This is a genomic window from Psychrobacter immobilis (genome assembly GCF_904846185.1).
GTDB lineage: Bacteria > Pseudomonadota > Gammaproteobacteria > Pseudomonadales > Moraxellaceae > Psychrobacter > Psychrobacter immobilis_B.
On sequence record NZ_CAJGZQ010000013.1, the window covers coordinates 86,227 to 100,702 of the forward strand.

Genomic DNA, 14,476 nt, shown 5'->3' on the forward strand with positions numbered 1-14,476 from the left:
TAAAAATGAATATTGCTGCTATAAAAAAGCTCATTCCGCTCAGATTAAAAAAACACTTAGCCGCCTATATGGGAGCGAGAGGTTTACCGTTACCACCTGGTAAACGGTGCTTTATTTTTCTTGCCGCTGACTATGGCAATATTGGTGATATTGCTATTTCTCACGCGCAAAAGCAGTATTTGCAACGTGTGCTGAAGGATTATGATGTTGTTAGTGTTGCTATCAGTCAAACCAGATTCGTACTCAATTCAATTAAAAAGCAAATCAAAGAGACGGATATCGTCACTATCATCGGCGGCGGTAATATGGGTGGCACGTATCCTGATATTGAGGAGCTGCGCCAATTAGTCATCAAGTCATTTCCTGCCAATCGAATCGTTTGTTTTCCTCAGACACTAGATTGGAATGATTCTATTCAATCTAAACGTGCCTTGCAGCGTATTGTGAAAGTTTACGCCAAGCATCCAGATATACATGTTTTTGCCAGAGAGTCGATAACAGCGGCAAAACTCATCGAGCTTTTTGCTGAGTACAGTAATGTGCATATTGGTCTCGTACCAGATATTGTGATGAGCGCTAATGCAACAGTGCTGGGTACGACAGATTGCTTAGCGCCTTCAGGTATTTTGCGCTGCTTACGAGATGACAAAGAAGCCGCATTATCAGCTGAGCAATACGCCATGATAGACAAAGCCTTAGCAGATACTGGCTATCAGATTGAAAAGACCGACACACATGCTGGTGGTTCGCAACTCGATGAGGCACATTGCACAAAATTACTGACGGACAAGCTTAGCCAGTTTCGTGCTGCAAAATTGGTCGTGACTGACCGGCTGCATGGCATGATTTTATGTTTGCTATCGGGTACGCCGTGCTTGGTACTCCCGAACGCCAATCATAAGATAAGACAGACGCAGTTGGACTGGTTAGGCGGTCATCCAAGGCTGGTGTTTTTAGAATTAGAAGAGATTGCTGATATTGCAACATTCATCGATAGCCTTCTGTCCCTGCCTCACGGTACGATGGATGAGTCGCCAGTTGATATATCTGAGTATGATGACCTAAAAAAAGCGCTGGTAGCGATATGACGACTATCGAAACGCCATTAGTGAGTATCATCGTACCAGTGTATAACGTTGCGTCATATATCGATGCTTGCTTGGCATCCATCAAGCAGCAGACTTATCAGAATATTGAAATTATCGTTGTAGAAGATTGCTCCACTGATGATTCAAAACAAGCACTCGCGTCACATCTCATAGATGAACGCATCAAAGTCATTCAGCATCATAAAAACAGTGGTCTTTCTGCGGCACGTAATACTGGTATCAAGTCTGCGATAGGCGAATACATGATGTTCGTTGATTCTGATGACACTATAGACCCCCGCTTGGTGGCAGCGTGTGTAGATTGTGCGCTCAGCACGAATGCAGAGGTCGTGACGTATGGCTTTACACCGTTCAAAGAGGGCATTACAGAGACAGATCTGCCGTATCCCGCTAGCAATTTAGCATTTGAGGCAACCAAAATAGACGGTTCATATTTTAGCTTACCGCATTTTGCATGGCTCAAATTTATTAAATCTAGCGCAGTGCGGTCGGCCTCGTTACAGTTCCCAGTGGGTCTGTACTACGAAGATTGGCCTTTTCATTGGCATCTTGGCTTAGCTACTAATATTAAGTATCACCTGCCCATTGATTTTTATCTATACAGACAGCGTGGCACGTCAATCACAGGGTCAACAGATAAAAAGCTATTAGACCTTTTCGTTATCCATGCAGAAGTCATCAGTTTAGTAGAGGACTATCAAGCGGATGAGGTTAAAAAAACACTCGCCAATAAAATTAAACAAAGTCATTGGAGTATTCTTACTCGTATAGATAATGACTATTTAGCAGCTGCATTGGCACAAGCTAAAAAAGCAGATAAAACGTTACGACTAAAGGGCTATAAGAGCGATTTGACCGTAAGAAATATGATGATTAGTAATATCGTACGTATGCCGACTCAAGTTGCCTTGCTGATGTTACAGGTGCTTCGTCAAGCGTTAGACAAAAGAGCAAGGGTTAAAGGTCAAGAGAAAACAGATCCAGAATAGTTTTGAGAAATACGTTTGGTTTTATGGCTTCTTAATAGGTAAAGAGATGACTATTCAGAGAGTGCTACACATCGTGGGAAAAATGGATCGGGCTGGGGCAGAGACCATGCTTATGAATCTATATCGCCATATAGATTATAGCCAGATTCAGTTTGATTTTATCACTTTTACTGACGAGGTCGGTGACTATGATGCTGAGATAATAGCGCTGGGCGGTAGGATTATACCGATTTTAGCGGATCATTCGTTAGCGCGTATGTGGAAGCTTAAAAACTTCCTCAAACAACATCCTGACTATCAAATCATTCATGCTCATATGCTATTAAACAATGCTTTTCATCTGCTGGCTGCTAAAGGTGCTGGCGTGCCGCATCGCATTTCACATTCTCATAGCACCAGTAATGGTAAAACCAATATTGTTAAAAAAATATATGAACAGTGGGCGTTCATTACCAATCGTAAATTGGCCACGGATAAAATGAGTTGCGGTGAACAAGCGGCACATTACCTATTTGGCAGCATAAAAGACGTGTGGCTACTGCCCAATGCTATTGACATACAGCAGATGATGACAGTCGCTAACCAATCAAGACAATATATCGACCAAGAATTTGGCGATGAGGGGCTAAAAATCATCCAAGTTGGTCGTCTAAATGAGGTTAAAAACCATCAGTTTTCTTTAGAGGTCGCTGAGCAGTTAAAAAAGCGTCAGATCGCTTTTACCTTATATATTGTCGGACAAGGTTCATTGGAGGCGAGGCTCAGGCAACAAGTAGCAGATAACTCACTCCTAGATACGGTCAAGTTTTTGGGGGTGCGTACGGATATCACAGAATTAATGGCCAGCGCCGACTATATGATCATGCCTTCGTTGCACGAGGGTTTCCCTGTCGTCTTGGTCGAGAGCCAAACAGTTGGGTTAAAGGCATTGGTTTCTGACCAAGTATCGCCTGAAGTAGATTTAGGACTTGGATTAGTACAGTTTTTACCGATTCATTCAGCCAAGGATTGGGTTGATTACTTATTAGCGCCTAAACAGCCAAAGCCCAATGAAAAAGACATAACCGCAGCGCTGAATTTATACGGATTTAGTGCTGCTACCAACGCGCAAATACTAATGCAAAAGTACTTGAATATGTGACGGAGTAGTTGCTTCTTATTTATAGTCGTTTCAATGTAGTTTGGACGGAATGAGAAAAAATCGAGGTGGCTAGGAAGGCTGTATATAGGTACTGGACGGTACAAAAGATACTAGACGGTGTAAACCTGCCACCATATCCGATTTATATAAGATTGACGACATCTACTTTTATAGAGGGTTAAATGCTTCCATACCTGCTGGTTCTTAGCCTTGTTATTTTTTGGATCGTACTGGAGAAAAAATCTCTCAATCGTACGTCTTTTTGGCTGCCGCTAATTATATTGACCTTGTTTGCAGGCCTTCGTAGCTACCGAGTCGGTACGGATACAGGAAACTATACGAGAAATTTCAACAGTCAATTGAATGCCGAGTACTTTAGGTTCAACGAAGACATTGAGTTCGGTTATCAGTTATTAGAGTATGCGTTGTTACGTATGACCACTCATTACTTTTGGCTGCTTGTTATTACCAGTTTAATTATTGTCTATTGCTATCTTAGAGTGATTAAAAAATACAGCGTCAATTATTGGTTTTCCGTATTTTTATTTATTACATTAGGCGTTTATACTTTTTCTTTTAATGGACTGCGGCAAGGATTGGCAATGGCGATCTTTACATTGGCCATTCCTTATCTGTTAGAAAAACGATTTATTGCATACCTGTTGATTTGTGCAATTGCTTCATTATTCCATGTAACCGCATTATTTATGATTCCATTTTATTTTATCGTTAATTTAAGAATAAAGCCCTTATATAAGATTTTGGCAACATTCTTAGGATCGCTATTAGTAAGTGGGGTATTGGTCACTTATATTTCATCTACTAATGATAGATATGAGGGCTATGCGAAAGCATCCGATGAAGCAGGCGGGTTTCTAACGCTTGGTTTCTATACAGCTATCATGGTTTTAATCATCTTGGTCAGTTATCTTTATAAAATTAAAGACAAGGATTTTCAAAAACTAATAACATTTTATGCGTCAGGCGTAGTTTTTATCATACCGTTAGCGATGTTGGGCACCAGTCCTTCAGGTCCTCAAAGGCTGCTTGCGTATTTTACATGGACATTAGTTTTGATACTGCCTATGATTTTAAAAAGAATGAATAATATTTATTTATATATAGCGAGTATCATTATTTTTCTCATGTATTTTGTCTTGACGACATCGAGATTTAGTAACTTGAGTCCGTATATTATCAATCCGATATTTGAGGTTTTCTAATGAAAAATCAGACATATATATCTATTGGTATTCCCATTTATAATGCTGAAGCGTACTTGGAAGATGCTATCAAATCCATATTGGCTCAAACGCATGAGTTATGGGAGCTTATATTGATCGACGATGGCTCTACTGATGCGTCATTGGCCATCGCCAAGCGTTTTGAAGAGGCTGACCATAGAATAAAGGTCATTGCTGATGGTATAAATAAAAAACTGCCTGCTCGATTAAATCAGCTTATTGAAGAAGCGAACTATGATTATATAGCGCGCATGGATGCCGATGATCTCATTCATCCAGATAGGCTGGCGATTCAATTAAGTTTTTTAGAAAAAAACCCAGATTATGATTTGGTTTCTACAGGTGTCGTGTCTATTGATAATTTTAATAAAGTTTATGGTTGCCGTCATGTCGATCAAATTTATACAGAATTTAAAGAAATAGCCGCGGCTTACCCTATTGTACATGCTGCTGTTTTGGCAAAAAAGAGTTGGTACGAACGAAATAAATATAATGAAAATTATCCAAGGTCTGAAGATTACGATTTGTGGTGTAGAGCTATCTCAAATCAAGATTTAAATTTAGCGGTATTGCCTGATTTATTATACTATTATAGAGAAGAAGGGAATTTATCATTATCTAAAATAACCAGATCATACAAAGACAGTTTTAAAACGTACTGTGAATATAAAGGAAACAGTTATTTAGGTTCTTTGAAATTATCAGCAAAACTGACAACAGTTAATTTTTTAGATTCGATAGGATTATTACAAAAAATAGCCAACAAAAGAAATAAATTAACAATATCTGACATGCTAAGAAATCATCATCAGTCAGTGGTAAATAGTATTTGTGCTAAATAATATTGTTTATAAAACGTCACTGATAAAATAATATATAAAAAATACTGAGGTGCTGAAATGACATTAAAGATATGCTTTCTAATGACAGATGCGGTGTCATTTAATGTGCTATATCGTGATCAGCTTGAATACATTAGAGATCACGCGGATGTTGAGATCACCTTAATCTGCGGTGGAGATAAACAGCAGTTAGATATTTTACGTGAGCGCAAAATAGGCAAGGTGATTAATTTAAATTTTCAGCGTAAGCCTTCTTTGTTTAAAGATGCTCAGTCACTCGCGCTTTTAACCCGTTATATGCTATCGAATCGTTTTGATGTGGTGGTTTATTTAACGCCTAAAGCCTTGTTGTTAGGGAGTATCGCAAGTGCTGTTACATTGCAAAAGAGACGAATTGCTTTTAGCGTGGGTAGAGCCTATGAGAATTTTTCAGGTTTAAAAAAGAGGGTGTTTCAGGGTCTGGATATATTAAGTTTTGGCTTATCTCACGAGGTTTTATTTGTTTCTGAGTCTTTGCTCAGCGTATGCTTAGCAGAAAATATCCTCAAAAAAAGTAAGGCAACTGTCATTGATAATGGCTCATTTAACGGCATCGATACTGATTTGCTGCAACCTATGGCTCAGCTAGAAAAAGAGGCATTAAGAAAGAAGTACAAGATACCTGACAATACCTTTGTGATTTGCGTGGTAGGACGAGTTTGTGATGATAAAGGCTTCAAAGATATTGAGTATATATCCGAAAAACTAAGAGCAGAAAACGTCTACTTTATGTTCATAGGAGACTGTGAAGACGACGTAGGAAAAGTAGTCGTTGAGAAAGTTGTCAAAGATAATAGAGGTGTGTATATACCATCCAATCCAAATGTACACGAGGTTTTTCAGTGTGCTGATTTACATTTATTTTTGAGCTATCGTGAAGGGTTTGGCAGTGTCGCTATTGAAGCAGCAAGTTGCGCCGTTCCAACTTTTGCCTATGATGTCGTTGGTGTAAAGGATAGTGTCAAAGAAGGTATCAGTGGTCGAAAATTCAATTTTAAGGATATGTCGTCTGTCGCCGAAGCGATCAGTGCTGCTGCTACTGATAAGGAATTTGAAAAGAGATATCCTGATGCAAGAGACTGGGCCATTGCAAATTTTGAACGCAAGCAATTGTGGCAAAGTTATTTAAGTTTTTATTTACGCAGTAGGGATGACCGCGTAAACGACAAAAGGCGGGCTGCAAAATGATAAAGCGACTATTTGACATCACGGCGGCCACGGCGGCCTTGGTAATACTATCTCCTGTTTATGCTATTACGGCTTATAAAGTCAAAAAAAACTTAGGCTCACCAGTGATATTTAAACAAACTCGCCCTGGTCTAAATGGCAAGCCGTTTGAGATGATTAAGTTTCGCTCGATGAAAGATGCTATCGATACAGAGGGTAATCCTTTAGAGGATGATGAGCGTTTGACGGCATTTGGTAAGACCTTGCGTAATAGCAGTCTCGATGAGCTGCCTGAACTATGGAATGTGATTAAAGGCGATATGAGTTTGGTGGGGCCGCGACCATTATTGATGGAATATCTGCCGCTATATAATGATGAGCAAGCGCGTCGCCACCGTGTACGTCCGGGTATTACGGGATACGCACAAGTTAATGGTCGCAATACGATTGGTTGGCATGAAAAATTTACGCTCGATACATGGTATGTCGATCATCAGTCATTATGGTTAGACATTATGATCTTGGTTAAAACAGTAAAAAAAGTCATTATCAAAGATGGCATTAGTGCTGATGGTGAAGCGACCATGAGTAAATTCACAGGTAATAGCGTCGATAAAAACACGCTTTGATGAGGAACGCATGCTAAATACTCCTTTTTCACCTTGGCCTAGTTTTACTCAGCAAGAAGCGGATGCGGTCAGTCAAGTATTGTTATCCAACAAGGTCAATTATTGGACAGGGCAAGAATGCCGTCAGTTTGAAGAGGAATTCGCTGACTGGGCGGGTAGCAAATACGCGATTGCATTGGGCAACGGAACTTTGGCATTGGACGCGGCATTGCAGGCACTTGGTATAGGTGTGGGTGATGAAGTTATCGTGACGCCGCGCACTTTTATTGCCAGTATCTCCTCAGTGGTTAATGCAGGCGCGACGCCCATTTTTGCGGATGTTGATGAGGCGACAGGGAACATCACGCCAGAGTCGATAGCGGCGGTATTGACGGACAAAACCAAAGGCATCGTCTGTGTGCATTTGGCAGGTTGGCCCTGTGATATGGATGGCATCATGGCACTGGCAGATCAGCATCATTTATATGTCATTGAAGACTGCGCACAAGCGCATGGTGCACGCTACAAAGGTCGTAGCGTTGGCAGTATCGGTCATATTGGCGCGTGGAGTTTTTGCCAAGATAAGATCATGACCACAGGCGGCGAGGGCGGCATGGTCACCACCGATGACGAGCAGCTATGGCGAAAAATGTGGGCGTATAAAGACCATGGCAAAAGCTATGCGGCGGTCTATGAGACTGAGCAGCTGCCCGGCTATAATTGGCTACATGAGAGCTTTGGCACCAACTGGCGCATGACCGAGATTCAAGGCGTGATTGGGCGTATTCAATTGGCACATATGAGTGACTGGATAGCGAAGCGCAGTGCTAATGCTAAAGTGATATTAGAGTCATGTGCTAAATGGGAAGAAAAAGGCTATCTATCGGTGCCGACATTAGATCAGGCCTCTCAGTTTCCAAACTCTACCCATGCCTATTATAAATTGTATGTTTATGTGCAACCACATAACCTAGCTGAGGGCTGGACACGTGATCGCATCATTGAAGAAATAAATGCGTCAGGCGTGCCTTGCTATTCAGGGTCTGCCTCAGAGGTATATTTAGAAAAAGCATTCGATGATACAGGCTTGCGTCCAGAAAACAGACTGCCAATAGCAAAACAATTGGGAGAGACCAGCTTAATGTTTTTAGTTCATCCTACCTTAACCACTGCCGAAATCGCGCAAACGGTAGATGCAATCGATCGCGTGTTTGCTTCAATGATTCAGTAATGTGAGAATATCGCTTATTAAGACGTGTTGAGTATTTATAAGGTGTTGCGGCTATTAACTTTTATTTGTGATTGGACTTTCTTATTAAACGGTAAAGGCTGCATTGGCAATGACATGATATTGCTAGATTGGCGAGTGATAGAAATTTATAAGTATTCAAGTCTTATCTCACGCTAGGATTTTTTAGCTCAGACAGGTACAATATCAGTCTTAATCATACATTGATCAAGCATAAGACAGGCATGCAAATAGTTGCGGGCGCTGTCTTTCTTTTTTTATCGCACCCTCTATTGGAGTTACTATGTCAACTGCCCAAGGATCTGCTACCGTTTTGGACGGTAAAGCACTTGCTAAACAAATAGAACAGCAACTGAGTACGCGTGTAGACGCTATCAAGAATAAAACAGGACGCACCCCAAGCTTAGCGACGATATTGGTCGGCGACGATCCCGCTTCTGCGACTTATGTACGTATGAAAGGTAATGCTTGTAAACGTGTCGGCATGGATTCTATACGCGTTGAGATGCCAAGTGCGACGACCACTGAAGAGCTGATGACGAAAATAGATGAACTTAATAGCAATCCAGACGTCCATGGTATCTTGCTACAACATCCAGTGCCTGCGCATATTGATGAGCGTGCTTGCTTTGAGCAGATTGACTTGGCAAAAGACGTCGATGGTGTGACCTGCCTTGGCTTTGGTCGTATGGCGATGCAGCAGAGCGCTTATGGTTCATGTACCCCGCAAGGCATCATGCACTTATTAGAGCATCATAATATCGAGCTTGCTGGTAAGGAGGCCGTAGTTGTAGGTCGCAGTGCCATTTTGGGTAAACCAATGGCGATGATGCTATTGAATGCCAACTGCACCGTAACGATTTGCCACTCAAGAACGCAAGATTTAGAGTCGCATATCAAGCGTGCGGATATCGTGGTTGGGGCAGTGGGCGTGCCTGAACTGATTAAAGCAGAGTGGATCAAAGCGGGCGCTGTGGTTATCGATGCAGGCTTTCATCCAACGGATAATGGCGGCGTCGGTGATATCGAGTTGCAAGGTGTTGAAAACATCGCCAGTGCTTATACGCCTGTACCGGGCGGCGTGGGTCCAATGACCATTAATACCCTCATTCGCCAAACGGTTGATGCTGCTGAAAAATCTGCCGGTTTGAATATCGGCTAAAAAGAGAGTCATACGAATACTGATTGCCGATAAATAAGGGGCCTGAGGTAATATATACTCAGGCTAAATCAACCACATCTCAGTTGATAGGACCTAAACATGGCTAAAAAAAACGTAGGTGTTCATGAGCGACTACAAGGCATCGGTAGAGAGTTTGTCGATGTCTGTCATTACGTTATTTTATTTCTAATCAGTGTGGTTGTCGTTTGGACCGCCGGTAAAGAGTTCGTTGGTATTGTTCAAAAAGGCTCAGCGGATTTAAAAGACATATTGATGTTGTTTATTTATCTTGAGCTGCTGGCCATGATAGGTATTTATTTTAAAACCCATCGTCTGCCGGTACAGTTTTTGATATTTATCGCGATTACTGCTTTATCACGACATTTGGTGGTTGATGTACAGGCGGTCTCAGACTATTTCCATTTATGGCTGCTGGCGACAATTTCTGTGGCCATTATGCTATTGAGCGGTTCTATCGTAGTATTAACTTGGACAGCAAAAACGTTTGGCCGTCCAGAGGACAATCTAGATAAACAGCATGCAAACTTAACGATTAAAGCGCTGTTACCTGATAATGCTCAAGCGCCTGATAGTCATACCAAGCATCGCCGTGAATAACTATTAAATAGCAGCATAAAAAAGGGTTACCACTGGTAGCCCTTTTTTGCCTTCTTAACTCTCACATTTCATTGTTTGAGCGTTAAATGCCCTTTAAGAAGGTCATTAATGTTTGTTTTTGCGTGGCGGATAACTGTGTAAAGCGCGTCTTTGTACTTTCTGCTTCACCACCATGCCAGAGTATCGCTTCAGTCAAGCTGCTGGCACGACCATCATGCAAAAACCGCGCTTCTGGATCACGTGCCACAATGCCAATTCCCCACAATGGCGGTGTACGCCACTCAAAGCTTTCTGCATTTTTCTCTTTCACGCTATCATCTAGTCCAGCGCCCATATCATGCAGTAATAAATCAGTATAAGGATAAATGTTTTGCTGTGATAGGAGCGGGAAGCGATCACTATTGCCTGTTTTTTGCTTGGGTGTGTGACAGCCAGCACAGCCGACTTGCGCAAACAATTGCGCTCCTTTATTAAAATCTGATAAATCGTCTATTCGCCTTTCAGGTACGGCAAGGGCGGTCATAAAATCGGTCACGGCGTCTAGACTGCTGTCTGAGACTTCTGGAGAGCCGCCATTCGCTGCTGTCCAACAAATAGGCTGATTTACCGTACAGTTAGGATCCATAAATACCGAGGTGGTCAAACCCATATCTTGCGACATGGCATTGGCGTTTTGGGTACGTAGATTGGTATTAATGGCTTTCCATCCAAAGCGGCCAATGCGCTGCTGTTTGCCATCTTGTACCCAATGTACGCGGCCACTGATACCGTCTTGATTGTTATCATCAGGGTCAGCTGCCGCAATGATATGCGCTTCAGGAATGAGGTCGAGCAAGCCCATGCCGACCAATTGCGGTGAGATACGTCCGCTAATTGCTGTATTTCCTAAGGGTTGATTAGGGTCAGTTGGAGTAAAGCTAAACTGTATGCCAGCAGGTTTATCATTTTGACTGGGCATTGCTGCGTAGCGCATGCTCCCTTCGGGATGGATACTTGTGGCAATACTTTGATGCTGCATCTGTTCACCGTAATAAGCATGTGGCAGGCCTTGCTTATTACCCAACCGGAATAAAATCGCATCACTCAGCTGACCATTGGCTGCATAAATGGGTTTGCGACCTTCAGCGCTATGGCATTGGGTACAGGCATTGGCATTTAACAGTGGCCCCACACCATCGAACAGTACGCGACCCTCATTTGCTGGTGTCCACTCGGTGATAAATAACTCACGTCCAGGCGATACTCCGCCTAAAGCGCTGCTCGGTAGATTGGGCATGATTTGCAAAAAAGGCTGTGGTCCATTGGCGGCAATCGTAGTACTGCCACCTGCTGGCTGCCAGTTGGTGTCGATTTCTGGAGTGTCAGGAGTAGTGGGTGGGTTGGGTGCATTAGTATTGCCATCATTACTGGAATTATTTGAATCATCTGAGCCACCACAAGCAGTGAGCAGCAGCGCGAGACTTACACTGAGTAGTGTGTTACGTATGATGGGAGGTAATGTATACAATGAAGAATTTGATATGGTTGACGAGTTTGATCGTAAAAACATGGGCTGACCTGAAATGGCTAAAATATAAGGGGTTAGGGTGTATCTTCATCGTCAGCCTATTTAGAGAGCTGTCGATTTAATTGAGGATATCCTGAGGATTATGCGATAAGCTACCGCGCAATAGTTAGGCGTATTGACTCAAACAAGCAGCATAAACGAGGCTGCTTGTTTGAGAATTCTATGATAGGAAATTCAACCAACTATGCACTGTTTGCTTCGTCATGCTTAAAACACTTATAGCTGACTAGGTAAAGCAACTGGGATAGGGTTGTTATACATCCAAATATGAGTGGTGTCTTTGTTGCCGAGTGAGCCTTCAAAGCTCCAGCCCCACGTAAATAAATGACCAGTTTTCAGTGCATTATTATCTTGATCAAACGATTTTTCATGAGCAATCAGATGCATGGCACCCATGGCCATATTATCGATATTCTTTAGATTCGGCAGCTTATTGGTTGGTTCATCTAGGTCGTTGTAAATGGTCTTGCCTGTGCCATTTGTCTCCCCAAACATACCCCATGCATAGAGAATACCATTCGTTGCTGATGAGCCATTATTAGTGGCGACATTGTCCAGTAACGCATAGCTGGCATTGCCATTGGCATAGACGCGGCGAACTTCTTTATCTGTAAACCAAGGTAGTTTGGTCGGTGAGGTAATGACATCTGCCCATGCCTTTTCGCTGCCATTAAATGTCTCACCATTGTAGCCCAATTGACTAGTGGCATTTAACCCCCAACCATACACTGCGTCTTTATTGGTCAATGCTAAGATATGGTCTTTGCCAGCCGTCAATTGGGTCACTTTTTCTGCATCTATAGCGGGTTGGTCGTCAGCTTTTTGAGTGGCGTCATCTGTCTTAGCATTAATGGCGTTATTAATCGTTTCATTAATGACATGAATACGTACAGGGGTTGCATTGACGTTGATACAGTTGGTTGTAGTGTTACAGACTTTGCCTTTGCCAAGGTTAGCGTAAGCATCGCTACCCCAACCCCAAACCTGACCTTTGTCATCTAAGGCATAAGAGCTATTGCCACTGACAACCACCTGCACGATATGTCCTGCCTCTGTGGCTGCTGTAAAGTCAACGTTGACAGGGGTGCTGCTATCGGTGCTGGTATTATTACCAAGTTGACCATACCCATTGGCACCAAAGGCCCAAACCGTACCCTCTTCGGTCAATACCAAGTTATGGCTATAGCCGGGTGCGACCATGACGGCGTTTTCGATACCTTCGATCGCGCTGATATCCAAACGACAGTCAGCAGTCTTGCTACAATCATTACGACCCCCATCACCGCGACCCAGCTGCCCGTATTTGTCTTCGCCCCAACTATAAACTTGACCATTTTGAGCAATAGCGAGTGAATGATTTTGATTAAAGCCAATAGATAGCAAATCTTTTGGTGCGCTGTTCATTAGCATCGGCGTGTCTGGATGTCCCATAATATCGCTGATTTTTGTGGTCAGACCGAGTCCTGTCTGACCATAGTTGTTGCGACCCCAACCATATAGCTGACCATCACGCAGGGCAGCGGTATGCGAACCACCTGCCGCTATGGTATCGCCTACGTAGATGGTTTTGGTTGAGCGCATGATATTACCGGCATTGTCTGTGGCTTCTAAGACAATGGTATTGCTACCTAGCGTTAATAAAATACGATCATCAAAATAACCATCAGCATCTAGCGTTAGCGCTTGGGCTGATTCGTTATTATGCATATAAGTCAATGATTTGACGCCGCTGCTATCTTGTACTTGTCCTGAGACAAATACCGCTGCAACCGCACTATAGCCATCAGTAAAGTTGCTATCAGTGGTTAGTAGTGGCGGTGTCCCATCGATGATAGCAGTGGCTGTGTCGGAATCACTGCCACAAGCAGTAAGAATCAAGGCTGCGGTAACGACCGCGACAGCTTGAGTAAGACGGGATAAACGCATAAAAACCTCGATAGATGCAAATTGACAATATGTCAGTATGCCAGCCATAAAATAACAAAACCGTCCCATACAAATCCGACGGTTGTAGGGTTTGTGCTATTGACTGAGTCAATCGTACATGGTGGCGTTGGAATAATAGAAATGGCGGCAAGAGTTTAGCAATAATAAATGTGAATAGTATTACAAATAAGAATTATTATCAATAATAAAGTGGAAAAACAGCACCATGAAGGATGCTGTTTTTAAAAGCTGAACGCTGACTATCAATGAAAAATCAACTATAAATTTTGGTTATAACCATTTAAGCCTTTTAAAATTGTAATATAAATAGCCACATAATGATCCAATGATGAGCATGATGACAAAGTAGGAATATTGCCAATGCAGCTCGGGCATAAAATCAAAGTTCATACCATAGATACCTGCAATGGCCGTCGGTACAGCTAAAATACCTGCCCAAGCAGCAAGCTTACGCACCACCTCGTTCTGTCCCATATTAACCATGGCCATATAGGTATTCATGACCACACTCAGCATCTCATTTAGACCATTAATAGCGTCTAATGAGTGCAGCAAATGGTCATTGACGTCGCGAAAGTAGGGCTTAGCGGCTTGAGAAAACCCAGAGACCATCTCACTTTTTTTATGATTGATCTCTGCACACGACAAAAAAATCATCCCCACCCGATTTTCATAGGTTTAGGGGTTAAAAAGCTAACTAACTGTCGAAATACAGTCTTATCATTGTTAAAGAACACCAAGTGAAGGCCCTCAATCAACACATCCAGGCCAAGCGCAAACAAACTGGCTTCAAC

General features: G+C 42.4%; 12 protein-coding genes and 1 pseudogene. 10 read left to right on the forward strand and 3 right to left on the reverse strand.

The window, feature by feature from the left end:
- Positions 1-5: 5 nt before the first annotated feature.
- The 10 genes from JMW94_RS08825 (at position 6) to JMW94_RS08870 (ending at position 10,168) form a co-directional block, all read left to right on the forward strand.
- Positions 6-1,088, forward strand: coding sequence for a polysaccharide pyruvyl transferase family protein (locus JMW94_RS08825; protein WP_201604029.1), 1,083 nt, complete (start codon positions 6-8; stop codon positions 1,086-1,088).
- Complete coding sequence (locus tag JMW94_RS08830) at positions 1,085-2,098, forward strand: glycosyltransferase family 2 protein (protein WP_201604031.1); 1,014 nt, start codon at positions 1,085-1,087, stop codon at positions 2,096-2,098. Before JMW94_RS08825 ends, JMW94_RS08830 begins: the two co-directional genes overlap by 4 nt.
- A 46-nt stretch (positions 2,099-2,144) precedes the next feature.
- Positions 2,145-3,239, forward strand: a complete 1,095-nt coding sequence (locus tag JMW94_RS08835) for a glycosyltransferase (protein WP_227685470.1) — start codon at positions 2,145-2,147, stop codon at positions 3,237-3,239.
- 182 nt (positions 3,240-3,421) lie between these two features.
- Positions 3,422-4,462, forward strand: coding sequence for an EpsG family protein (locus JMW94_RS08840; protein WP_201604033.1), 1,041 nt, complete (start codon positions 3,422-3,424; stop codon positions 4,460-4,462).
- Positions 4,462-5,325, forward strand: coding sequence for a glycosyltransferase family 2 protein (locus JMW94_RS08845; protein ID WP_201604034.1), 864 nt, complete (start codon positions 4,462-4,464; stop codon positions 5,323-5,325). Before JMW94_RS08840 ends, JMW94_RS08845 begins: the two co-directional genes overlap by 1 nt.
- Before the next feature lie 57 nt (positions 5,326-5,382).
- Entirely contained in the window at positions 5,383-6,552 is a 1,170-nt protein-coding gene (locus JMW94_RS08850) for a glycosyltransferase (protein ID WP_201604035.1), read from the forward strand.
- The gene (locus tag JMW94_RS08855) at positions 6,549-7,160 is read left to right on the forward strand and encodes a sugar transferase (RefSeq protein ID WP_198330085.1); all 612 of its coding nucleotides are present in this window, start codon (positions 6,549-6,551) and stop codon (positions 7,158-7,160) included. Before JMW94_RS08850 ends, JMW94_RS08855 begins: the two co-directional genes overlap by 4 nt.
- A 10-nt stretch (positions 7,161-7,170) precedes the next feature.
- A complete protein-coding gene (locus JMW94_RS08860; RefSeq protein ID WP_198330084.1) occupies positions 7,171-8,370 on the forward strand; it encodes a DegT/DnrJ/EryC1/StrS family aminotransferase in 1,200 nt (399 codons plus the stop codon).
- A gap of 301 nt (positions 8,371-8,671) precedes the next feature.
- Positions 8,672-9,550, forward strand: a complete 879-nt coding sequence (folD, locus tag JMW94_RS08865; protein ID WP_198330083.1) for a bifunctional methylenetetrahydrofolate dehydrogenase/methenyltetrahydrofolate cyclohydrolase FolD — start codon at positions 8,672-8,674, stop codon at positions 9,548-9,550.
- Between the two features lie 99 nt (positions 9,551-9,649).
- Entirely contained in the window at positions 9,650-10,168 is a 519-nt protein-coding gene (locus JMW94_RS08870) for a phosphate-starvation-inducible protein PsiE (RefSeq protein ID WP_045451736.1), read from the forward strand.
- A gap of 82 nt (positions 10,169-10,250) precedes the next feature.
- On the opposite strand, the gene JMW94_RS08875 is transcribed toward JMW94_RS08870, so the two are convergent.
- The 3 genes and pseudogenes from JMW94_RS08875 to JMW94_RS08885 all read right to left on the reverse strand — a co-directional run.
- The gene (locus JMW94_RS08875; protein WP_201604036.1) at positions 10,251-11,717 is read right to left on the reverse strand and encodes a di-heme oxidoredictase family protein; all 1,467 of its coding nucleotides are present in this window, start codon (positions 11,715-11,717) and stop codon (positions 10,251-10,253) included.
- 234 nt (positions 11,718-11,951) lie between these two features.
- Positions 11,952-13,661 (reverse strand): chromosome condensation regulator RCC1, encoded by a 1,710-nt coding sequence (locus tag JMW94_RS08880; protein ID WP_201604037.1) that lies wholly within the window; start codon positions 13,659-13,661, stop codon positions 11,952-11,954.
- A 291-nt stretch (positions 13,662-13,952) separates the two neighbouring features.
- Positions 13,953-14,315 (reverse strand): annotated as a pseudogene (locus JMW94_RS08885) (CorA family divalent cation transporter); the annotation flags it as partial.
- Positions 14,316-14,476: the final 161 nt, after the last annotated feature.